The organism is Amycolatopsis sp. NBC_00348, assembly GCF_036114655.1.
Taxonomy (GTDB): Bacteria; Actinomycetota; Actinomycetes; order Mycobacteriales; family Pseudonocardiaceae; genus Amycolatopsis.
In genome coordinates, this window is the sequence record NZ_CP107994.1 from 10,310,861 (window position 1) to 10,332,448 (window position 21,588).

Below are 21,588 nucleotides of genomic sequence, written 5' to 3' on the forward strand. Positions count from 1 at the left end.
AGCTTCCCCCTCAGTGTGGTTTCTTGACGGCCTTCTCCGCGTGCTTCGCGGCCGCCTTCAGCGCGTCCGGCGGCGGTCCGTTGGAGCCGGGCGGGCACTGGGTGCTGTCCGGATCCGTGCACACCACCAGGTTGTAGGTGTCCACGTAGGCCTGGTTGCCGTCGCCGGAGCTCATGCCGGTGAGCAGCGGCGACAGGTCCTGCCCGCCGGTGCCGCAGCCGGTGAATGCGGGCAGGCGGAAACCCTTCTCCGGGTCCGTCTGGATGTGCCCGACCCCGAACGCCTCGTACGGGCCGTCCAGGGTGAGCGTCACCGTCTGCGCCGTCACGCAGTCGGGGCCGAGGTCGAGCGGGACGCCGTTGACCTTCGCGTTGCTCAGGCGGGCCATCACCTGCAGCGTGGTGTTCAGGAAGGTGGCCCCGGTGTCCGGGTCGGTCGTGATGTTCCCGGCGACCTCGATGATCTTGCTGTTGCGGTAGTCGACCGGCAGGAACTCCACGGTCGCGGTCGTCGGCACGAAACCGAAGCCGAGGAACGACGTGGTCGCCCGGTTGAAGGTGGTCGACCCGGTCACCCGCGAGCTGCCGTCGTTCAGGTTGAGGATGAACAGCCCGTTGATCAGGAACGACGGATCGGCGGTGACGGTCGCGCCGAGCTTCTTGACCGTCGACCTCGTCATGATCGTGACCAGGCTCAGCGGCACCGCGAACTCGTCCTCGGTCGGCGGATCGCCCGGAGCGGGGGCTTCGGCGGCGGCCGCGGCCGGCTTCTTCGCCGCTGTCCCCGGCTTCACCGGCGGGAGGACCAGCACCTTGCCCAGCGTCGTCTGCTGGTCGGGATCGAGGGTGCACGCGATCAGCGGCGCCGGCTGCGTGGCCACGGTGCCGGCCGGCGGCACCGTCGTCAGCGAGAGCGTCGGCGCGGTGACGTCGAAGGTGACGGCGCCGACGGTGTTCAGCGCGATCTCCGGCACGGCGCCGGTGGCGGTCAGGGTGACGTCCCCGGTGTCCGGCAGCGGGGTGGCCGCCACGGTGAGGGGGACCGGGACCTTGTCCGCGCGGTCGCCCTGGTGCACGGCGAGGTCGACGTCCAGGCTCCCCTGCAGCGACCCGGCGGTGGCCCCGGCCGGGAGGAAGGAGAGCGCGACGTCGCGGGGGAGGGTGAGCTTCGTGGCGAACCCGCGGATCGTCGCCGACGTCCCGGTCTTCGCCTGCGCCGGCAGCGTGGCCGCCGTCTCGGTGGTGAGCTTGCGCGCGCCGAGCGGATCGGCGAAGGGGCAGGTCACCGTCACCGACGTCTTCGCGTTCGTGTCCGGCGGGACCGCGGGTGCGGGCGCGGCCGAGCCGACTCCCGTCAGCGCGCCGTTCACCGCCGACAGCAGGCCGACGGCCGCCAGCGCGGAAACGGTGAGGGTGCGGGGCCGGACTCGACGGGGCATCGGGTTCCTCGGGTGGTTCGCGAGCGGGGACGGGAAGTCCCGGTGCGGGCCCGTCGAGGGGGCCCGCACCGGGACGTCGCGTCAGGAGACGGTGATGCTCGGGCTGAACGCGGTGTTCTGCGCCGGGCTCGTCACCTTCAGGGTGCAGCTCATCGCCCACGGCGTCCAGGCGCCGGTGGACTTCTTGTGGAACTCCAGCGCCGCCGACAGCGAGCTCGTCAGCGACAGCGTCGAGGTGCCCGCGGCGGCCGGGGCGGTGTAGGTCGGGATACTGGAGGTCGCGACCTGCGCGATGTTCACCGTGATCGCCCCGCCGGTCGGGTAGATCACCTGCGGGATGTTCAGCCCGGTCGCCGCCGGCTGCGACAGCGTGCCCGACGACACTGAGACCGGCACGGACGCCGTGCCCCGGATGCCGTCGTAGCCGACCGCGGTGAGCAGCGAGTGGACGGTCGCGCTGATCGTCGCCGTGCCGTTCACGTTGGTCGGGGTGACGGAGGTGCTGTGCACGACCGAGCTCGGGGCGTCCAGGTGCGCGACGACCGTGACCGGCTGCGGCGAGATGCCCGGGAAGGTGCAGTTGTACGTGACGGGCGTCGAGCCGCCGGCGGTGTAGGTGATCGTCGCGGCCGACGCGACGCCGGCCGTCAGCACCGCGATGGCGCCGATGGCGGTCGCGGTGGTGGCGATACCGGCGGACAGCCTGCTGAGTCGGGACATGGCTTCATCTCCTTTGATTCAGTTCAGTCTCGGCTTTGGCTGATCGATTTCTCGCCGCCGTGCCCCCATCGCGTTCACCCGACCCCATTGCCCCGGGTGGCGGGACGCGATTCACCGGCGTGCGAGGTGGAGGTCCATCTGCCGAAATCGAGGCTACTCGCCAGTTCAGTACGGAACAAGACTTCGTCCTTGCGTGGGTGAGGGCCCGTGCGGGTGTATCGATTTCTTGTGTCCCGCCGCGTAGGCTCGGTCACGGATTTGGCGGATTGTGACAAAGTGCGGTCACGGCGGCGAACCGCTGTGCCGAACGGTCTACCATTTGTGATCTTGCCGAGGCAATCCCGGATAACGAAACCGGAGAAATGAGGCTACCGTGCCCGGTACTTCCCGTTGTGGACGGCTATCGCTCGGCGGAGCCGTATTCACGGTGTCCGCGGTTATGGCGGCGTCGCTGTGCGCGCTGCCCGCGAACGCGGCCACCGTGGGCGGCGTGCTCGCCTGGGGCAAGCCGGACTACGACGTCACGATCCCGCCGCCGGACGCGCTGACCGGGGTCACCGCGGTGTCGGCGGGCAGCACGACCGCGCTGGCGCTGAAGGGCGGCGCGGTCCTCGCGTGGGGCGCGAACAACTGGGGCGCCAACCAGATCCCCGCGGCGGCGACGTCCGGGGTCAGCCAGATCGCGTCCGGCTGGGGGCACGAGCTGGCCCTCAAGAGCGGGAAGGTCCTGGCCTGGGGGAACAACTGGTACGGCCAGACCACCCTGCCCGCGTCGGTGAGCAGCGGCGTCATCGCGATCTCGACGTCCAACATGCACAGCCTGGCCCTCAAGCAGGGCGGGCTGGTGGTGAGCTGGGGGACGCGGACCGACGTGCCGGCCGCCGCGCAGACGGGCGTCACCGCGATTTCCGCCGGGGGCGACCACAACCTGGCCATCAAGAACGGCGGGGTGCTGGCCTGGGGGAGCAACACCTACGGCCAGGCGACGGTGCCGGCCGGGCTCACGTCCGGCGTCACGGCGGTGTCCGCCGGGTTCAACCACAGCCTGGCGCTCAAGGGCGGCCGCGTCTACGCGTGGGGCCGCGACAGCCTGCACCAGACCGAGGTGCCGCCGGAGGCCCTGTCGGGCGTCGTGGGCGTCGACGCCGGGTTCAACCACAACGTCGCCTACAAGGCCGACGGAACGGTGGTGAGCTGGGGCTCCAACGTCGTCGGCGAGTCGACGTTCATCTGGTGCGGCCCGGTTTTCGGGGTGTCCGCCGGGGACAACGACAGCTTCGCGCTCAAGGAGGACCCGGCCGCGGCCTGCTGAAGCTGCGGGTGGCGGGCCCGGAAGCCCGCCACCCGCGGCCGGATCAGGTGGCGTCGTTGGCGAGGTCGAGCGAAATCGTGTTGCCCGGCCCCGAAATCAGCGCGCCGAGTGCGATGTCGGCGATGAAACAGTTGGTGAACTCGGGGATCGTGTAGGTGCCCTTGACGGTGAACGAGGGCGCGGTGATGTCGACGTCCTGCGCGGACAGCGTCAGGTCGAGCGGGGTCTTCGTCTTGCAGCTGCCCGGCACGGTCGGCAGCGGGATGATCGGCACGATCGGGCCGGCCCAGATGTCGTAGATCTCCATGTTGGCCTTGGCCTTGGTGACGATGTTGCCGTCGGCGATCGTGCCGGTGGCCGGGCCGAGCGGCGTGACCTTCACCTTCGCCTTGATGCGGAAGATGCCCGAGAGCAGGGAGATGTCGGCCTGCGCCGGCGGCAGGGCCAGGTCGGCGCTGAGGCCGACCGACCCGGTCTGGTCGTCGATCAGCAGGTTGCCCTTGAGGCTGCCCGGGCCGAGCTTCATGGCGCTGCCGGTCTTCTTGACCGTGGTGGAGCCGGTGACCTTGTAGGACACCGCGATGGGAATGATGTCGGCCGACGCGGGCGTCACGGCGACCCCGGTCAGCACGACGGCGGCCGCCGACGTGAGCACAGCCAGTCTCTTCAGCTGCGTTGCCACGGACATAGTTGTTCTCCCTTGCGATTTTCCCGGCCGGTTCCGGATGCTTCCGGAACCGGTGAAGTGCGCTATTCGGTGGAACGGCCTCAGCGCGGTTCGAGTTCGGTGACGACCCAGCCGTCGCCGGTGTGTTCCGCGGTCACGGAAAGCTGGGCCGCGGCACTGTCGGTCGCATTGTTGTCGGCCCGGACGGCTGATTGATCGAGAAAGACGAGTAACCGCGCGTGACCATTCCGGAGATCCTGCACGGCGATCGCCGAAACGCGTGAAGTGAGCACGAGTTTCTGCTGGGGTGCTTTCTCACGCACCTGTGCGAAGAGCTTGTCGTAGGAATCCTTCGCTGAACCGCGCAGCACGGCCGCGGCGGCCTTCTCGGTGACGTCGGTCTTGTCGTAGGAATAGGAGAAGATCCGGTTCATGGCGAGCGTGACGGCCGAGGTGACGTCGGCGGTGGCGCCGACGTCGGTGAGGGCGAGGTTGTCGGCGGCCGGGTTCCCCGAGGCGGACCGCGCTTCGAGGGTGAACCAGACGCCGGCCCCGGTCAGCAGGAGGGCGGCGGCCAGCAGGAGCGCGGGCAGCCGCAGCCAGGCCGGCCGCCGGGTCGAAGCGGCACTTTCACGTGAAAGTGCCGCTTCGGCGGAATCCGCTTCGTCCGCATCAGCTGCCTCGGGGACGACGTCGTAGTCGTCGGTCTCGGTCTCGATGGCGTCGGCGTCGGTGTTGGTGTCGGGCTCGGTGACGAGGTCGCGCTCGTCGGCTTCCTCGATCGCCGTGATCTCTTCTGTCCGGCTCATCACGCACCCACCGGCAGCTGGTCGAGCGCGCTCAGCTTCCAGCCGTCCGGCGTGCGCGTCAGCGCCGCCGCGAACCGGTTGCGCTTGACCGCCGGGGCCGTTCCCTGCTTCGCCATCGTGATCTCCACCGAGGCCAGGAGCTTCGCTGTGCCCGCGTGCTCGTCCAGCTCGCTCAACGCCGCGTCCAGGACGCGGCCCGTCGCCACCGTGGCGTTCGCCGCGAGGGTCTTCTTCGTCGTGTCGTCGGTGTGGGCCAGCTGGTCGTGCAGCGGGCCCGTCGACGCCGCCAGCCAGCGGCCGAGACCGCCGTCGACGTCGTGGTAGTCCAGGCTGCTCAGCTCCGTCACCAGCGTCCGGCCGCTGGAGAGGGCGTCGTCGCGGGCGGCGCCGTAGGTCAGGGCCGGGTCGTTCGACGCCGAGTACCACGCGTAGCCCGACCCGCCCGCGAACACCGCGGCCGCCGCCACCAGCACCAAGGGCAGGAACTTCACCGCAGCCACAGCATCTCCTCGAGGCTCGTCGACGTCGCCTGGGTGCCGAACCCGAGCGGGCCGGTCAGCCCGCCCGGCACGGCCGGAGCCGGCACGGCCGGGTGCGGGGCGTTCTGCGTGCCGCGCACCGAACTCTCGTTCCCGTACGGCAGCGTGCACGCCGCGTCGGTCCGGAACGGCAGCGGCGAGACGTCGGTGCTCGCCCGGTGCGGGGTGTCCTCGTAGCCCTGCCGGCACGGCGGCGGGTTGTCGAAGTTCAGCACCAGGCCCATCCGCAGCGCGTTGCCCTGGTCGTTCAGCGCCGAGCCGACGGCCGCGACGGCCTTGGGCGTGTTGACCAGGAACTGCTGCTCGGCGTCGGTGCGGGTGGCGAACACCCGGGACGTCGTCAGCAGGTTGGCCAGCAGGATCGGCAGGCCCGGGTCGTTCTCCTTCAGCAGGCTCGAAAGCTCGGACGCCGCGGGCGGCGCGGTCGCGATCAGCCGCCGCAGGTCGCCGTCCGAGCTGGCCAGCTGCTGGGCGAACACCTTGGCGTTGCTGCTGAACGAGCGCCATTCGGCCGCGGAGTCGACCTGGGTGCGCAGCACGGTCGCGCCGTCGCCGATCAGCTTCGACGTCTGCGGCAGGTGCGTGCTCGCTTCCTGGGTGAACGTCGTCGCCGAGTCCATCAGCGTCTGCAGGTCCGGGCCGGCGCCGCGCAGGGCGTCGTCGAGCTCGTTCACCACCGTGCGCAGGTCCTGCGTCGGCACGGACGCGGTGAAGGAGTCCAGGTCCGTCAGCAGGTTGTTCACCGGCAGCGGCAGCGTCGTCGACTCGCGCCGGATCACCGAACCCTGGGCCAGGTACGGCCGGTCGGACGTGCGCGGCTGCAGGTCGACGTACTGCTCGCCGACCGCGGACCGGTTCGCCACCACGGCCTGGGAGTTCTCCGGGATCGGCGGGGCGCCGTCGTCGATGAGCAGGTCGGCCTCGGTGCCGGTGGTGGTGAGCCGCAGCTCGCCGACCCGGCCGACGGCGACGCCGCGGTAGGTCACCTCGCCGTTGGTGAACAGGCCGCCGCCTTCGGCCAGTTCCAGCTTGACCGTGTAGCTGCCGGAACCGAACAACCGGCCGAGACCCGCGTAGTTCGCGCCCACGAACGCCGTGGTGGCCAGGGCGATGATGACGAACAGCACCACCTGGATCCGCACTCTGCGCGTCAGCATCAGCGGCCTCCGGAGACGCGGGCTTCGCCGCTCGGCAGCGGGAGCGTCGGCAGGCCGGGCGGGACGCCCTGGCCGGGCGGCGGCAGCGGCACGCCGGCCGCCGGGATCATCGACGTGTAGACGTTGATGTAGTCGCCCTTCACCGCGGGGAGCACCGAGTCGGGGAACGGGAACGTCGGCAGCATCTGCAGCGACTGCGGCAGGTCGTCCCCGGCCTTGGCCAGCTGCTGCAGGATCGGCGCGAGCGAGCGCAGGTCGGCGACCAGGTCGTCGCGGCTGCGGTCGACGACGTCGGTGGCCACCGTCGAGAGCCGGTCGAGCGACTGCAGCATCGAGACGAGCTGCGTGCGCTGCTCGGTCAGCGACTGCAGGCCCGGCGTCAGGTCGGTCAGCGCGCCGGACACCTGTTCGTGGCGGTTGGCCAGCGTCGCCGACAGCCGGTTGAGGCCGTCGAGCGCTTCGGTGATGTCCGAGCGGTGCGCGTCCAGGTCGGTCATCAGGCTGTCGACCCCGCCCAGGAACGAGCGGATCTGCTCCTCGTTGCCGTCCATCACCTTCGACAGCTCGCGGTTGATCGTCTGCAGCTGCCCGATCCCGCCGCCGTTGAGCAGCAGGGACAACGCGCCGAAGATCTCTTCGAACTCGGGGTTGCGGTTGGTGCGGTCGAGGGTGATCGTGGCGCCGTTCGCGAGCCGCGGGCCCGCGGTCGACGCCGTCGCCGTGTCGTCCGGTGGCGCCAGCTCGACGAACTTCTCGCCCAGCAGGCTGGACTGGCGCAGCCGCGCGACGGCGTTGGCGGGCAGCACGACGTCGCCGTTGACCTCGAGCACGGTCTCGGCCGTCCAGCCGTCGGTGCCGAGCCGGATCTCCCGGACGCGCCCGACCGGGACGTCGCCCACCTTCACCGCGGCCTGCGGCACCAGGTCGAGGACGTCGGCGAACTGCACGGTCACGTCGTACGGGTGGGCGCCGACGTCGGCGCCACCGGGCAGCGGCAGGTCGTAGACGCCCTTGAACTCACCCGACGAGCAGCCGGTGAGCAGGAGGCAGCCGACGACCGCGGCGGCGAGGGCCCGCTTCATCGCCCACCCCCGTTGGTGTAGACGTCGCCGGTGACCGGCAGCGGAAGTTCTTGGTAGTAGTCGAGGTTCGCGCGCCCGAGCAGCCGTCCGGTGTCCGGGTCGACCGCGTTGAGCACGTTCGTCACGGCCAGCGGGACGGCGTCGAGCGTGCCGGCCAGCGACGCGCGCTGGTCGACGAGCGTCTGCGTCGTCGTCACCAGGTTGTCCACGTTGGCCTTGAGCGCGCCACGGTTGTCGCGGATGAACCCCTGGATGTCGCCGAGCGCGCGGCCCAGGCCGTCGAGGGCGTGGGCCAGCTCGCCGCTGTTGGCGGCCAGCGTGCCCGACACCTGCGAGAGCTGCTGGTTGACGCTGCTGACCTGCTGGTCGTTGGTCGAGAGCATGGTCGTGAACTGCTGCAGCTCGTCGACGGTGCCGAACAGGTCGCCCGAGTTGCCGGCCAGCGTGCGGGCCAGCTGCGCGAAGTTCTTGACGCTGTCGTTGAACGCCTGGCCGTTGCCCTGCAGGTTCGCCGCGCCGGTCTTCAGCAGGTCCGACAGCGCGCCCTGAGAGTTCGCGCCGTTCGGGCCGAGGGCCTTGGTCAGCGAGTCGAGGCTGGCGTAGAGCTGGTCGAGCTCCACCGGCGTCGCCGTGCGCTGCACCGGGATCGACGCGCCGTCCGGCAGCCGCGGCCCGCCGCGGGCCGGCTTGGCGAACTGGACGTAGCGGTCGGCGACGACGCTGGGCGCGATCACCAGGACCGTCGTGTCCTGGGCGACGCCGACCGAGCCGTCGACGCTCATGTCGACCTGCACCTGCTCGCCGCGCGGGGTGACGGCGTCGACCTCGCCGATCCGGACGCCGAGCACGCGGACGTCGGAGCCGGGGTAGACGCCGACCGCGCGGGAGAAGAACGCCGTGACGTGGTGCTGGCCGCTGCCGGCGAACACCCACCACAGCGCGGCCGTGACGACCAGCGCGAGCAGCAGGGCGGCGGCGATGAACCGGCTGGTCAGGACCCCGGCCCTGGTGGTGGTCAGCGCGCTCACTTGGTCCCTCCCGGGTTCTTCGGCGGGACGCACGGGTCGTGGTTCTCGGGCAGCAGGCCGCAGAGGTAGGCGTCGATCCAGTGGCCGTTGCCGGTCGTGTTGGTGACGACGCGGAAGTACGGCCCGGCCAGCTGCAGGCCCTTGGTCAGGTTGTCGTTCTGCCGCTTGAGCAGGTCCGTCACCTGGTTGAGCGCCTGCAGCGCCGGCTTGAGCTGCGCGGTGTTGTCCTGCACCAGCCCGCTGAGCTGGTCGGCGAGCCGGGCCGAGCCGGTGAGCAGGTCGTGGATCGCGTCGCGGCGCCGGTTCAGCTCGGTGAGCAGCAGGTTGCCGTCGTCGATCAGCTTCTCGAAGTCGTCGTTCGAGTTCGCCAGGGTCGTGGTCAGCGTCCGGGCGTTGGCCAGCAGCTCGGAGATCTGGCTGTCGCGGCTCGACACCGTCTTCGACAGCTGGGACAGCCCGTCGAGCGCGCTGCGGACGTGCTCGGGGGAGTTGCGGAAGGTGTCCGACAACGTCGTGAAGCTGTCCGCGAGCTGCTTGGTGTCGATCGAGCCGACGGTGTTGGCCAAGCCGTTGAAGGCGTCGGTGACGTCGTAGGGTGTGACGGTCCGGGTGCGCGGGATCGCCTGGTCCGGGTTCTGCACAGCGTCGCCGCTCGGGTCGAGGGAGAGGAACTTGCGGCCCAGCAACGTCTTGATCTTGATCTGGACGGACGTGCGGTCGCCGACCCAGGCGTCCTTGACCCGGAACGACACGAGCACGTGGTCGTCGGCCAGCGCGACGTCGCGCACCTCGCCGACCTTGATGCCGGCGATCCGGACCTCGTCGTCGGCCTGCAGGCCGGCCGCCTCGGAGAACTCGGCCTCGTACGTCGTGCCGCCGCCGACGATCGGCAGGTTGTCGTAGTTGAACGTGACGGTGAGCAGCGCGGCCAGCGCGACGCTGCCGAGCACGCCGAGGACGAGCGGGTTGCGCTCCTTGAAGGACTTCACGACTCACACCTCGGCGTCGGGACGTAGACACCGCGCTGGGGCGTGGTTTCCAGGGTGGCGCGGCAGAGGAAGAAGTTCATCCAACTGCCGTAGGAGGCGACCCGGCCGATCTCGGTGAACTTGACCGGCAGGTTGGTCAGGAAACCGTCCACATCGGACTGATTCTGGGCCAGGTTCCCGGCGACGCCCTGCAGCCCGGCGATGCTGGCCTTGAGCGGCGGGCGGGCCTGCTCGAACAGCCCGGCGGTGGACTGGGTGAGGTCGCCGATGCCGCTGATGGCGTCGCCGATCGCGGCGCGGTCGCCGGCCAGCCCGGACACCAGCTGCCGCAGCGTGGAGACGAGGTTCGCGAGCGCGTCACCCTTGCCGTTGACCGTCTTCAGGACCGTGTTGAGGTTCCCGATCACCTCGCCGATCACCTGGTCGCGCCCGGCGAGGGTGGTGGTCAGCGAGCCGGTGTGGGCGAGCAGGCTCTCGACGGTGCCGCCTTCGCCCTGCAGCACCTGGACGATCTCGCCGGAGAGCTCGTTGACGTCGTTGGGCGAGAGCGCCTGGAACAGCGGCTTGAAGCCGTTGAACAGGTCGGTCAGGTCCAGCGCGGGCGTCGTGCGGTCCAGCGGGATCTCGCCGCCTTCGGGCAGCTGGTCCCGCGTCCCGGTGGTGCCGCGTTCGAGCGCGATGTAGCGCTGCCCGACCATGTTGCGGTACTTGATGACCGCGTGGACGTCGGCGGGCAGCCGGCGGCCGCTGTCGAGGGAGAACCCGATCCGCGCCCGGTTGTGGTCGCTGATGTCGAGCGACTCGACCTGGCCGACGCGGACGCCGGAGATGCGCACGTCGTCGCCGACGTTGAGCGAGGTGGCGTCGAGGAACTTCGCCGAGTACGGCTTCGAGTCGCCGAGGCCGGAGTTCGTGATGGAGATGGCCAGCAACGTCGTGGCGAGCGCGGTGACGACGATGAAGATGAGGCTCTTGATCAGCGGGGAGGCGATGTTCCTCACTTGAGCTTCACCTCCGTGCCGCGGTAGAGCGGGCCGACGAGCACGCTGCTCCAGCCGGGCACCTGGGCGTCCGGGACGCCGATCGACGGCGCGACGAGGGTGGCGAGCAGCTGCTGTTCCTGCGGCGAGTTCGCGACGCCGAGGTCACCCTGGCCGCCGGGCAGCAGCGGGTGGCCGGTGGCACCGGGGGTGGCCGCGGCGGTGCCGGCGGTCGGGGCGACGCCGGAGGGGTAACAGCGGGGCTCGCCGCCGTCGGTGAAGCGCGGGTCGTCCTTGCCGGGCAGGTACTTGCCGCTGTCGGCGGTCACCGCGACCTCGGCGTGCAGGCCCGGTTCGTTCGTGCCCGCGCCGAGCACCTTGTCCATGGATCCCCTCAGGGCGTTCAGCGAAGCGAGGGTGCAGGCGAAGCTGGGGGAGTACTTCGCGGCGATCTCCAGCGGCGCGCGGCTGTCGGCGGCCAGGGAGATGAGGTTGTCGTGGTTGTTCTGCAGGAACGTGGTGATCTCCTGCGACGACGACGTCACCTGCTGGTAGACCCCGGCGAGATCCGCCTGCTTCTCCTTGACCGTGTTGAGCGTGACGGCGGAGGCGGTGAGCGCGTCGAGCAGGTCGGGCGCGATGTCGCCGTACACCTGGGAAACCGTCGCCAGGTCCCGGATGTCCGAGGTCAGCTGCGGCAGGTTGGGGTTGAACTCCTTGAGGTAGCTCGCGGCGGTGTCGATCGTCTGCCCGAGCTGCTCGCCGCGGCCCTGCAGCGCCGTCGACACCGCGGTCAGCGTCGTCGCGAGCTTCTGCGGCTGGACGGCCTTGAGCAGCGGCAGCAGGTTGTCGAACACCCGCTCCAGCTCGATCGCGTTGGCCGAGCGGTCCTGCGCGATGACGTCACCCGCGCTCAGGTGCGGGCCCCGGTCGCCGTCCGGGATGGACAGCTGGACGTACCGCTCGCCGAACAGCGTCTTCGGCACCAGCAACGCGGAGACGTCCTTGGGCAGCAGGGACACCTTGTCCGGCTCCAGCGCCAGCGCGACTTCGGCGCCCTCGGGCGTCGCCTTGACGTCGCGGATCTCGCCGACCAGCACGCCGCGGGCCTTGACCTGGCCGCCGGGGGAGAGCTGGTTGCCGATGCGGCTCGCCTTGAGCGTCACCGGCACCGTGGCGACGAAGTCCTTGTCGTAGACCTTGATGGACAGCGTGACCAGCACGCCCATCACGACCAGGAACAGCACCCCGGCGGTGCGGACCCCGGCCTTCCGGCGGGTATCGCGTCTCATCCGGCCACCTGCACGGTGGTCGTCGCGCCCCAGATGGCCAGGGACAGGAAGAAGTCGAGCACGCTGATCGCGACGATCGCGGTGCGCACCGCACGGCCCACGGCGACGCCGACGCCGGCCGGGCCGCCGCTCGCGCGGAAGCCGTAGTAACAGTGCGCCAAGACCACGACGACGCTGAACACCAGGACCTTGCCGAACGACCAGAGCACGTCGCCGGGCGGCAGGAACAGCAGGAAGTAGTGGTCGTAGGTGCCCGCGGACTGGCCGAAGAACCACACGGTGATCTGCCGCGAGGCGAGGTAGCTCGAGAGCAGGCCGATCGCGTAGAGCGGGATGACGGCGAGGAAACCGGCGATCACCCGCGTCGTCACCAGGTACGGGACGCTCGGGATGCCCATGACTTCCAGCGCGTCGATCTCCTCGGAGATGCGCATCGCGCCGAGCTGCGCGGTGAAACCGCAGCCGACGGTGGCGCTCAGCGCGAGGCCGGAGACGAGCGGCGCGATCTCGCGGGTGTTGAAGTAGGCCGAGACGAACCCGGCGAACGCCGACGTGCCGACCTGGTTGAGGGCGGAGTAGCCCTGCAGGCCGACGACCGTGCCGGTGGCGACGGTCATCCCGATCATCACGCCGATCGTGCCGCCGATGACGGCGAGCGCGCCGCTGCCGAAGCTGACCTCGGCCAGCAGCCGGACGACTTCGCGCAGGTAGCGGCGCAGCGCGCGCGGGATCCAGGCGATCGCGCGCAGGAAGAACAGGATCTGGTCGCCGAGGGTGTCGAGGAACCCGAACCGGCGGTCGACGGCTTCGCGCACCCGCGCGGACTTGGGGACTTCCGTGGTGGTCACGTTCAGCTCCCCTTGGGCGGCACGAGTTGCAGGTAGACGGTGGTGAGCACCAGGTTCAGCACGAACAGCAGCAGGAACGTGATGACCACGGACTGGTTGACCGCGTCGCCGACGCCCTTCGGCCCGCCCTTGGGGTTGAGCCCGCGGTAGGAGGCGACGACCCCGGCGACGAAGCCGAAGATGAGCGCCTTGATCTCGCTGATCCACAGGTCGGGGAGCTGGGCGAGGGCGGAGAAGCTCGCCAGGTACGCGCCCGGGGTGCCGTGCTGCATGACGACGTTGAAGAAGTAGCCGCCGAGCACGCCGACGACGCTCACCATGCCGTTGAGGAAGATCGCGACGCCCATCGCGGCGAGCACCCGCGGCACGATCAGGCGCTGGACCGGCGAGACGCCGAGCACCTCCATCGCGTCGATCTCTTCGCGGATGGTCCGCGAGCCCAGGTCGGCGCACATCGCGCTGCCGCCGGCGCCGGCGATGAGCAGGGCCGTCACGATCGGGGCGGCCTGCTGGATGATGGCCAGCACGCTCGCCGCGCCGGTGAACGACTGTGCGCCGATCTGCGTGGTGAGGGACCCGATGTGCAGCGCGATGACCGCGCCGAACGGGATCGACACCAGGGCCGTCGGCAGGATCGAGACGCTCGCGATGAACCAGAACTGCTGGATCAGCTCGCGCGTCTGGAAGGGACGCCGGAACGTCAGCCGGACGACGTCGAGGCCGAGCGCGTAAAGCCGCCCGGTCTGCCGCAGTGCGGCGGCCCCGGGGAACGACGTCGTCGTCGTCCGTTCGGCCATTCGAGTGCCTCCCCAGTGTTTCGCGGGCACGACGAATACACCCGAGGTGAGCAAATGAACTGGTCCGAACGGGCTATCTCATGTCGGCCATTCACGGTCTCGGGGGTCACCGTGCCGTTTCCTACTGGTCGGTACGCTAACCACGGCCCTGCTGGGAGACAAGAACTTGAGCATGATCACGCGGTCACGGCCTGGTAACCGCGCATTTCTTGTCGATTACTGACAAACGGCCCGGATCTTGTTGTCAACCGAGGAAAGGAAATTACGGCTCCGGGCTCACGCACTGTTCACCCCTGCACAGTCCGGCCCATTCCCGGCACGCACGTCTACCCGAACGGACGACACATCAACCCTGCCGGAAGATTGCCCGGCAGGGTAGGTGCAAGAGCGACGTCCGTCCAGCCACACAACCCGACCCTCCAGGTACGCGTGTTCGCCGGAGTTGTCCGGAACGCCGGCCCGCGTGATCGCAAAGCCGACACGCGTGATCAGGAGGTCGACACGCGTGATCAGGAGGTCGACACGGCGGTGCGGGCGATGCCGCGTCGTGTCGACCCTTCAATCACGCGAGTCGGCTCCTCAATCACGCGTGTCGACCCTCGGATCACGCGTCCGCCGGAAGCCCGTCAGGACTTGAGGCCGGCGATCAGCTCGTAGGACCGGACGCGGTCCGCGTGGCCGTGGACCATCGTCGTGATCATCAGCTCGTCGGCGTCCGTGTCGTCGAGGAGCTGCTGGAGTCCCTTGTGGACCGTCTCCGGCGAGCCGATGATGCTCGAGCCGAAGCGGTCGGCGAGGAACGCGCGGTCCATCTCGGTGTACGGGTAGTCCGCCGCCTCCTCGGGCGTCGGCATGGCGATCGGCCGGCCGCGGCGCAGGCTGAGGAACGTCAGGCCGGACGGCCCGGCCAGGAACTGGGCGCGCTCGTCGGTCTCGGCGGCGACCACGGACGTCCCGAGCATCACGTACGGCTCGTCGAGCGCGCCGGGCCGGAAGTTGTCGCGGTAGAGCTGCACCGCCGGGATGGTGTTCTCCGCGGCGAAGTGGTGCGCGAAGGAGAACGGCAGCCCGAGCCGCCCGGCGAGCTGCGCGCTGAAGCCGCTCGAACCCAGCAGCCAGACCGGCGGCTGGTTGCCCTCGGCGACGGCGGCGTTGACCCCGCGGGCCTCCGAGTGGGTGAAGTAGCCGATCAGCTCCTGCAGGTGCTCCGGGAAGTTCTCCGCCGACAGCCCGCCCGGCCCGCGCAGCGCGAGCGCCGTCCGCTGGTCGGTGCCCGGCGCGCGGCCGATGCCCAGGTCGATGCGGCCCGGGTGGAACGCCTCCAGCGTGCCGAACTGCTCGGCGACGACCAGCGGCGCGTGGTTGGGCAGCATGACCCCGCCGGAGCCGACGCGGATGCGCTCGGTCGCGTCGGCGACGTGCCCGATCAGCACCGCCGTCGCCGAGCTGGCGATGCCGGGCATGTTGTGGTGCTCGGCCAGCCAGTAGCGGTTGAAGCCCAGCCGCTCGGTGGCGCGGGCGAGGTCGAGGGTGTTGCGCAACGTCTCCCCGATGCTGATCCCCTCGGACACCGGGGACAGATCGAGCACGGACAGCGGCACATCAGGCAGTGAGCTCACAACCGGGGTCAACGCCCCGGTGTCCCGATAACTTCCCGCAACGCCGCCGGATCGCCGCCGCTCCACGCCACGACGCCGTCCGGACGCACGAGAAGCGCGTCCTCCGTCGCCGCCGCGCAGGTGGCTGTGACGATCTTCACGCGCGATCCGGCGGCTTCCCGCAGGTCGGCGCGGTCCGCGAAGTCGAACAGCACGGTCCGGGCGGCCCGCATGATCTCCGCCACGCGAGTCGTCTCGCCGCCGACGGTCAGCGCCAGGTCGGGGACGTACGGCAGGTCGTCGGCGTCGCGCAGCAGCCCGGCGAGGTGCCGTGTCGGCTCCTCGAACGCGGCCAGCTCGCCGAAGAGCGTCCGCAGCGCGTCGCCGTCCTCGCCGGTCAGCCGTTCGAGCAGGGCCTGGACGCGCGTCTGGGTCAACGTCCGCGCGGCCACCGGACGGCGTTCGGAACCGTAGCTGTCGAGCAGATCGTCACCGGCTTCGCCGCGGACGACGGCGGCGAGCTTCCAGCCGAGGTTGACCGCGTCCAGCAGCCCGACGTTCAGCGACGAACCACCGGCCGGGAAGAGGTGTGCGGCGTCGCCGGCCAGCAGGAACCGCCCGGCCCGGTAGCGCTCGGCGAGCCGAGCCTGGCTGACCGTCCGCGACAGCCACAGCGGCTCGCCCAGCGGCAGGTCGGCGCCGAGCACGCGCCGGACGCTCTCCCGGAACTCGTCGAGGGTCGGCTCGCCGGACGGCTCCGGCGTCACCTCCCGGACGCCGACGATCACCACACCCGGCGTCAGCGACGTCACCAGCACCCGCCCGGCCGGACGGCGGTTCCAGCCCCGGCGCAGGCCGTGGGCCGTGGTGAAGAGGTCGAACGGCTGGTCCGTCCGGAAGTGCCCGAACCGCAGCAGCTCGTCGTCGGTCGTGCCGGGGAACCCGATGCCGGCCAGTGCGCGGACGCGGCTGTGCGCGCCGTCGCAGCCGACGACGTACTGCGCGGCCGGCCGGTACTCGCCGTCCGGGCCGCGAACCGTATCGACGTCCACGAATTCGTGCCCGCGCCGGATCTCGACGCCGAGTTCGACGGCGCGTTCGGCGAGCAGCGCCTCCATCCGCGGCTGTTGCAGCATCAGCCCACGCAGCGGCGGGCTGCCGAGCTTCGTGAAGTCCAGCGGCACCGGCCCGAACGGGAACCCGGGGAACGGCCCGGCGAACGCCGCTTCGGCCGCGAACCGCTCGAACAGCCCCCGGTGGTCCAGCTGCTCGACGATCCGGCCGCCGAGCCCGTTCGCGCGCGGCCGCTCGTCCGGCGTCGCCCGCCGGTCGAGGACCACGGTCGTGACCCCGCCGAGCCGCAGCTCCGCCGCCAGCATCAGGCCCACCGGGCCCGCTCCGATCACCGCTACATCCATGACGTCTCTCCTCTTGTCAGTTTGAACTGACGTCTGGTGTCAGGCTAGACTGACATGCCATGGAGGCGGAAGAGCTTTCGGGCCGGGTTTCCGAAACCGACCCCGCGGTCGCGCTGCGGGCCGTCGGCGCGCTGCACCGGCTCGCCGAGCAGGTCGAGACGGCGGCGGTCGCGCACGCCCGGGACCGCGGCTGGTCGTGGGAGCAGATCGGCGACGCCCTGGGCGTGGCCCGGCAGTCGGTGCACACGAAGCACGGGAAGTGAGGGCCGGATGATCACCAAGAGCCCGTTCGCCTCGGTCGTCGCGGAGGCCCTCGAAGAGTCCCGCCGTCGCGGCGACCGCCGGCTCGGCACCGAACACCTGCTGCTCGGCCTGCTCCACAACGCCGACTGCGCGCGGGCCCTCGGCGTCGACCTGGCCGCGGCCCACGCCGCCCTCGACCGCCTGGACCGCGAAGCCCTGGCGGCCCTGGGCATCGACGTCGAAGGCCTCCGCCCGGCACCCGCCCCCCGGCGACGCGCGAAGCTGACGCCGGGAGCGCTGACGTCGAACGCCCGGGCGGTGGTCAACGAGGCGATCCGCGGTGTGCCACGCCGCCGGGATCCGGTGGAACTGCTGCGGGCGCTGTTGTCGGTGACCCCGCCGGATCCGGCGGCGGACCTGTTCGCCGCGCTCGGCGTCGACCAGCAGGAAGTCCGGCGCCGATTGTGAAATCCGCCTTTTCCCTCTGAGGCATGTCCGACCGGATACCGTGTGGCGCACCGGAACCGCAAAGGAGGACGGGTGCCGCGTCCGGAGCGACCGCTGGATCCCGGGGACGACCTGCTCACCGACTTCGCCGCCGATCTCCGGCGATTGCGCGAGAGCGCCGGGAATCCCACCTACCGCGAGCTCGGCCGGCGCGCGCACTACTCGGCCGGCACGCTCTCCGAGGCCGCCGGCGGGCGGAAACTCCCCAGCCTGGCCGTGACTCTGGCCTACGTCCGCGCCTGCGGCGGCACCGCCGGCGACTGGGAAAAGCGCTGGCACGAGGTCGCGGACGACCGGAGCGGCGCCGATTCACCAGCCGAGCCGGAAACCGGGGAATCGCCGCCGTACGTCGGCCTGGCCGCGTTCGGGGCCGCCGACGCGAGCCGGTTCTTCGGCCGGGAACGGCTGGTCGAAAAGCTCACCACCCGCCTGTCGAGACAGCGTTTTCTCGCCGTCCTCGGCGCGTCCGGCTCGGGCAAGTCCTCGCTGCTGCGCGCCGGCCTCCTCCCCGCCGTCCGCGGCCACGTCGTGCTGCTCACCCCGGGCGCCCGGCCGCTGCAGGAGTGCGCGGTCAAGTTCGCCGCCGCGCTCGGGGTCGCGCCCGGCGCGCTGCTCGACGACTTCACCGCCCACCCGCGCAACCTCGGCCTCGCCGCACGGCAATTGGCCGACGGCGGCGGCGAAGACGTCGTCCTGGTCGTCGACCAGTTCGAAGAGGTCTTCACGCTCTGCCAGGACGCCGGCGAGCGCGCCGCGTTCCTCGCCGCGCTGGTCACCGCGACCACCGAACCCGGCAGCCGGACCCGGGTCGTGCTCGGCATCCGCACCGACTTCTACACCCACTGCGCGCGTCACGCGGACCTCGCCGAAGCCATGCAGGACGCGCAGGTCCTCCTCGGCCCGATGACGACCGAAGAGCTGCGGCAGGCGATCTCGCGCCCCGCCGTCGACGCCGGCTACCGCGTCGAGAACGCCCTCGTCTCGCGGCTCGTCGCGGACGCCACCGGCCAGCCCGGCGTGCTGCCGCTGCTCTCGCACGCGTTGCTCGAGACGTGGCGACGTCGTCGCGGCACCACGCTCACCCTCGCCGGTTACGAGTCCACCGGCGGTATCGAACGGGCCGTCGCGCAGACGTCCGAAGGCACGTTCGCCACGCTCTCCGCGCGCCAGCAACGCTTGGCGCGGCAGATCTTCCTCCGGATGACCGCGCTCGGCGAGGGCACCGAGGACACCAAGCGCCGGCTCAGCCGCGACGAGCTCGACACCGAGGACGACGACACCGCCGTCGTCCTCGCCGAACTGGCCGCGGCCCGGCTGGTCACCCTCGACGACACCGGCATCGACATCGCGCACGAGGCCCTCATACGCGGCTGGCCGCGGCTGCGCGAATGGCTCACCGAAGACCGCGAAGGTCTGCGCGTGCACCGGCAGCTCACCGAGGCGACCGACGCTTGGGAGTCCGTCGAGCGCGACCCCGGCTGGCTCTACCGCGGCACCCGGCTCGCGATCGCGCGGGAATGGGCCGCGCGCCAGGACTCCGTGCTGTCCCAGCGGGAACGGCGGTTCCTCGACGCCAGCCTCGCCGTCGAGCACGCCGAGCAGCAGCGGGAACGCCGTCGCACGCGGCGGCTGCGCCAGCTGGTCGCGCTCCTGGCCGTGCTGCTGGTCTTCGCCGTCGGCGCGACGGCCTACGCGGTGCGCGCCGAGTCCACCGCCACCGGCCAGCGCAACAGCGCGCTCGCCCAGAAGGTCGCCGGCCAGGCGCTGGCCATGCGCGCCACCAACCCCGCGCTCGCCGCGCAGCTCGCCCTCGCCGCGTACCGCCTCGACCCGGCCGCCGATGCGCGCGGCGCCGTCCTCGGCGTGTTCGCGACGCCGTATTCGACGCGGCTCACCGGGCACACCGGCCGGATCAACACCGTCGCCCTGCGCCCGGACGGGCAGGTGCTGGCCACCGCGAGCTGGGACGGCACGGCCCGGCTGTGGGACGTCCACGACCCGCACCACCCGGCGCCGCTCGCCACGCTGAGCGGGCACACCGGCAACGTCAACAACGTCGCCTTCGCCGCCGACGGCCGGACCGTCGCCACCGCGGGCTTCGACGGGACCGTCCGGGTCTGGGACGTCACCGACCCGCACCGGCCCGGGCCTGGCGTCGTCGTGGAACGCCACGAGGGCAAGGCGTACGCGGTCGCGTTCAGCCCCGCCGGTCCGCTGCTGGCCACCGGCGACGTCGACGGCACGCTCCGGCTGTACGACACCGCGAGCCGCAAGCAGGTGGGGGAGCTGACCGGGCACACGTCGTACGTCAACAACCTGGCCTTCAGCCCCGACGGCAAGCTGCTCGCCTCGGCGTCGGCGGACAAGACGGCGCGGCTCTGGGACGTCGCCGGCCGCCGCCCGCTCGGCGTCGCGACCGGGCACACCGACGTCGTGCACTCGGTGGCCTTCAGCCCCGACGGCCACACGCTCGCGACGGCGAGCGCCGACCAGAGCGCGCGGCTGTGGGACGTCACGGACCCGGCCCGGCCGGCGCAGCTTTCGGCGCTCCTCGCGCACAAGGCGATCGTGCGGTCGGTCGCGTTCACCCCCGACGGGCGCACCCTCGCGACCACCGGGTTCGACCGCACCGCGCGGCTGTGGGACGTCGCCGACCCGCGGCGGCCGCGCGAGCTGGCGCCGCTGCCGGGGCACACCGGCGCCGTCGGCTCGGCGGTGTTCAGCCGGGACGGCCGCACCCTCGCCACGGCCAGCGACGACCAGACCGCCCGGCTCTGGGACCTGCCGGGCCCCGCCGTCCCCGCGCACACGGACAAGGCGTGCGACGTGGACTTCGGCCCCGGCGGCCTGCTCGTCACCGGCGGCTACGACAAGACGGTGCGGCTGCGCGACCTGGGCACGTTGCGTCCCCTGGCCACGATCGACGGCTTCGGCGACGCGGTCTGCGGCGTCGCGATCAGCCCCGACGGCCGGACGCTGGCCACCGGCAGCTGGGACCACACGATGACGTTGCGGGACATCACCGACCCGGCGAAACCCGGGCCGCCGGTGGTGTTCTCGCGGCCGGGTGACGACATCGACGCGGTCGCCTTCAGCCCGGACGGCCGGCTCCTGGCCACCGCGGGCGAAGGACACACGGCCCGGCTCTGGGACCTCGCCGACCGCGCGCACCCGGTGGAGATCGCGCGGCTCGAAGGCCACGTCGACGACGTCCACACCCTCGCGTTCAGCCCGGACGGCCGGACCCTGGCCACCGCGGGCTGGGACCACACGGCGCGGCTGTGGGACGTCTCGGCGCCGCGCGCGCCGAAGCCGCTGGCGAAGCTCGAAGGGCACACGGACACGATCTTCTCGATCGCCTTCAGCCCCGACGGCCGGCGCGTCGCCACGGCGAGCGCCGACCGCACGGTCCGGCTGTGGGACGTCGCCCCCGCGCGCCCGGCAGCGGTGCTGACCGGGCACACCGACATCGTGATGGGGGTGTCGTTCAGCGGCGACGGCCACACCCTCGCCTCCGGCGGCTACGACCGCACGATCCGGTTGTGGGACGTCGACACGGCGGCGCCGCGCGCGGTCCTGCCGGAGGAACGCGACCGCGTCTACGCCGTGCGGTACGCCCCGGACGGTCACACGCTCGCCGCAGCCATCGCGGACGGCACGGTCCGGGTGCAGGAAACGGATCCCGATCGCGCGGCCGAGCGGATCTGCGCGATCGCGGCCCCGCGCATCACCCCGGACGAGTGGACGGCGAGCCTGCCGGGCCTGGACTACGCCCCGCCGTGCACCTGAACGGCGTAACGACATTGTTCGGCATTGTTGTTCGGTAGCCGCTCGCGGACACCGAACAACCCGGATCGACTAGACATGCCCTCGGACGGACGCGTCCCACGAACGTTTCGCTCACCGGGGGTCTGAAGGGCTCCTTCAAGGGCACGGGAAGTTGCCTCCCGCCCCTCGAAGGAGCCCTTCAGCGTTTCTCGCGCAAAGCAGGCTGGGATCCGCGAGGAAGCGAGTCACGCCCCGGATCACGCGAGTTCCGCCCGTGATCACGCGAGTCACGCCTCGGATCACGCGAGTTCCGGCCCGGATCACGCGAGTTCCGCCCGTGATCACGCGAGTCACGCCTCGGATCACGCGAGTTCCGGCCCGGATCACGTGAGTTCC

19 protein-coding genes are annotated in these 21,588 nt (G+C 71.3%); 4 read left to right on the forward strand and 15 right to left on the reverse strand.

The window, feature by feature from the left end; translation table 11 throughout:
- Positions 1–10: 10 nt before the first annotated feature.
- Complete coding sequence (locus OHS58_RS46690) at positions 11–1,438, reverse strand: DUF6801 domain-containing protein (protein ID WP_328646541.1); 1,428 nt, start codon at positions 1,436–1,438, stop codon at positions 11–13.
- 81 nt (positions 1,439–1,519) lie between these two features.
- Positions 1,520–2,158, reverse strand: coding sequence for a DUF6801 domain-containing protein (locus OHS58_RS46695; RefSeq protein ID WP_326947015.1), 639 nt, complete (start codon positions 2,156–2,158; stop codon positions 1,520–1,522).
- A gap of 439 nt (positions 2,159–2,597) precedes the next feature.
- Here OHS58_RS46695 and OHS58_RS46700 point away from each other — a divergent pair, with 439 nt between their 5' ends.
- Positions 2,598–3,470 carry an RCC1 domain-containing protein gene (locus OHS58_RS46700; protein WP_328649969.1) on the forward strand — a complete coding sequence of 291 codons (873 nt, stop codon included), beginning with the start codon at positions 2,598–2,600 and terminating at the stop codon, positions 3,468–3,470.
- A gap of 43 nt (positions 3,471–3,513) precedes the next feature.
- Here OHS58_RS46700 and OHS58_RS46705 read toward each other — a convergent pair whose 3' ends face one another.
- The 13 genes from OHS58_RS46705 to OHS58_RS46765 all read right to left on the reverse strand — a co-directional run bounded on the left by OHS58_RS46705 (position 3,514) and on the right by OHS58_RS46765 (position 16,674).
- The gene (locus OHS58_RS46705; RefSeq protein WP_326947017.1) at positions 3,514–4,158 is read right to left on the reverse strand and encodes a hypothetical protein; all 645 of its coding nucleotides are present in this window, start codon (positions 4,156–4,158) and stop codon (positions 3,514–3,516) included.
- Positions 4,159–4,238: 80 nt separating this feature from the next.
- Positions 4,239–4,946 carry a hypothetical protein gene (locus OHS58_RS46710; RefSeq protein WP_328646542.1) on the reverse strand — a complete coding sequence of 236 codons (708 nt, stop codon included), beginning with the start codon at positions 4,944–4,946 and terminating at the stop codon, positions 4,239–4,241.
- Positions 4,946–5,446, reverse strand: a complete 501-nt coding sequence (locus tag OHS58_RS46715) for a hypothetical protein (protein WP_328646543.1) — start codon at positions 5,444–5,446, stop codon at positions 4,946–4,948. The genes OHS58_RS46710 and OHS58_RS46715 overlap by 1 nt, the downstream gene beginning before the upstream one ends.
- Positions 5,434–6,642: an MlaD family protein gene (locus OHS58_RS46720; protein ID WP_326947020.1), complete on the reverse strand. Its 1,209-nt coding sequence runs from the start codon at positions 6,640–6,642 to the stop codon at positions 5,434–5,436. Before OHS58_RS46720 ends, OHS58_RS46715 begins: the two co-directional genes overlap by 13 nt.
- Complete coding sequence (locus OHS58_RS46725; RefSeq protein ID WP_326955347.1) at positions 6,642–7,724, reverse strand: MCE family protein; 1,083 nt, start codon at positions 7,722–7,724, stop codon at positions 6,642–6,644. The genes OHS58_RS46720 and OHS58_RS46725 overlap by 1 nt, the downstream gene beginning before the upstream one ends.
- A complete protein-coding gene (locus tag OHS58_RS46730) occupies positions 7,721–8,752 on the reverse strand; it encodes an MCE family protein (protein WP_326947022.1) in 1,032 nt (343 codons plus the stop codon). Before OHS58_RS46730 ends, OHS58_RS46725 begins: the two co-directional genes overlap by 4 nt.
- Positions 8,749–9,741 (reverse strand): MCE family protein, encoded by a 993-nt coding sequence (locus OHS58_RS46735; RefSeq protein WP_326947023.1) that lies wholly within the window; start codon positions 9,739–9,741, stop codon positions 8,749–8,751. The genes OHS58_RS46730 and OHS58_RS46735 overlap by 4 nt, the downstream gene beginning before the upstream one ends.
- Entirely contained in the window at positions 9,738–10,742 is a 1,005-nt protein-coding gene (locus OHS58_RS46740; RefSeq protein WP_328646544.1) for an MCE family protein, read from the reverse strand. Before OHS58_RS46740 ends, OHS58_RS46735 begins: the two co-directional genes overlap by 4 nt.
- Positions 10,739–12,013 (reverse strand): MCE family protein, encoded by a 1,275-nt coding sequence (locus tag OHS58_RS46745; RefSeq protein WP_326955345.1) that lies wholly within the window; start codon positions 12,011–12,013, stop codon positions 10,739–10,741. Before OHS58_RS46745 ends, OHS58_RS46740 begins: the two co-directional genes overlap by 4 nt.
- Entirely contained in the window at positions 12,010–12,861 is an 852-nt protein-coding gene (locus tag OHS58_RS46750; protein ID WP_326947026.1) for an MlaE family ABC transporter permease, read from the reverse strand. The genes OHS58_RS46745 and OHS58_RS46750 overlap by 4 nt, the downstream gene beginning before the upstream one ends.
- Before the next feature lie 2 nt (positions 12,862–12,863).
- Positions 12,864–13,658, reverse strand: a complete 795-nt coding sequence (locus OHS58_RS46755; protein ID WP_247062143.1) for an MlaE family ABC transporter permease — start codon at positions 13,656–13,658, stop codon at positions 12,864–12,866.
- 626 nt (positions 13,659–14,284) lie between these two features.
- The gene (locus OHS58_RS46760; RefSeq protein WP_328646545.1) at positions 14,285–15,259 is read right to left on the reverse strand and encodes an LLM class flavin-dependent oxidoreductase; all 975 of its coding nucleotides are present in this window, start codon (positions 15,257–15,259) and stop codon (positions 14,285–14,287) included.
- Between the two features lie 26 nt (positions 15,260–15,285).
- The gene (locus tag OHS58_RS46765; protein ID WP_328646546.1) at positions 15,286–16,674 is read right to left on the reverse strand and encodes an FAD-dependent monooxygenase; all 1,389 of its coding nucleotides are present in this window, start codon (positions 16,672–16,674) and stop codon (positions 15,286–15,288) included.
- A 59-nt stretch (positions 16,675–16,733) separates the two neighbouring features.
- On the opposite strand from OHS58_RS46765, the gene OHS58_RS46770 reads away from it, so the two are divergent.
- The 3 genes from OHS58_RS46770 to OHS58_RS46780 all read left to right on the forward strand — a co-directional run bounded on the left by OHS58_RS46770 (position 16,734) and on the right by OHS58_RS46780 (position 21,213).
- Positions 16,734–16,937: a hypothetical protein gene (locus OHS58_RS46770; protein WP_247062147.1), complete on the forward strand. Its 204-nt coding sequence runs from the start codon at positions 16,734–16,736 to the stop codon at positions 16,935–16,937.
- A gap of 7 nt (positions 16,938–16,944) precedes the next feature.
- On the forward strand, positions 16,945–17,385 hold the full coding sequence (locus tag OHS58_RS46775) for a Clp protease N-terminal domain-containing protein (protein ID WP_328646547.1): 441 nt from the start codon (positions 16,945–16,947) through the stop codon (positions 17,383–17,385).
- A 72-nt stretch (positions 17,386–17,457) separates the two neighbouring features.
- Entirely contained in the window at positions 17,458–21,213 is a 3,756-nt protein-coding gene (locus OHS58_RS46780) for an nSTAND1 domain-containing NTPase (protein WP_442875503.1), read from the forward strand.
- Positions 21,214–21,588 lie beyond the last annotated feature (375 nt).

Bases quoted from the DNA above. Each gene is read 5' to 3' on its own strand.
- OHS58_RS46690 (WP_328646541.1), bottom strand. From the start codon at position 1,438: ATGCCCCGTCGAGTCCGGCCCCGCACCCTCACCGTTTCCGCGCTGGCG.
- OHS58_RS46695 (WP_326947015.1), bottom strand. From the start codon at position 2,158: ATGTCCCGACTCAGCAGGCTGTCCGCCGGTATCGCCACCACCGCGACC.
- OHS58_RS46700 (WP_328649969.1), top strand. From the start codon at position 2,598: ATGGCGGCGTCGCTGTGCGCGCTGCCCGCGAACGCGGCCACCGTGGGC.
- OHS58_RS46705 (WP_326947017.1), bottom strand. From the start codon at position 4,158: ATGTCCGTGGCAACGCAGCTGAAGAGACTGGCTGTGCTCACGTCGGCG.
- OHS58_RS46710 (WP_328646542.1), bottom strand. From the start codon at position 4,946: ATGAGCCGGACAGAAGAGATCACGGCGATCGAGGAAGCCGACGAGCGC.
- OHS58_RS46720 (WP_326947020.1), bottom strand. From the start codon at position 6,642: ATGCTGACGCGCAGAGTGCGGATCCAGGTGGTGCTGTTCGTCATCATC.
- OHS58_RS46725 (WP_326955347.1), bottom strand. From the start codon at position 7,724: ATGAAGCGGGCCCTCGCCGCCGCGGTCGTCGGCTGCCTCCTGCTCACC.
- OHS58_RS46745 (WP_326955345.1), bottom strand. From the start codon at position 12,013: ATGAGACGCGATACCCGCCGGAAGGCCGGGGTCCGCACCGCCGGGGTG.
- OHS58_RS46755 (WP_247062143.1), bottom strand. From the start codon at position 13,658: ATGGCCGAACGGACGACGACGACGTCGTTCCCCGGGGCCGCCGCACTG.
- OHS58_RS46765 (WP_328646546.1), bottom strand. From the start codon at position 16,674: ATGGATGTAGCGGTGATCGGAGCGGGCCCGGTGGGCCTGATGCTGGCG.
- OHS58_RS46770 (WP_247062147.1), top strand. From the start codon at position 16,734: ATGGAGGCGGAAGAGCTTTCGGGCCGGGTTTCCGAAACCGACCCCGCG.
- OHS58_RS46775 (WP_328646547.1), top strand. From the start codon at position 16,945: ATGATCACCAAGAGCCCGTTCGCCTCGGTCGTCGCGGAGGCCCTCGAA.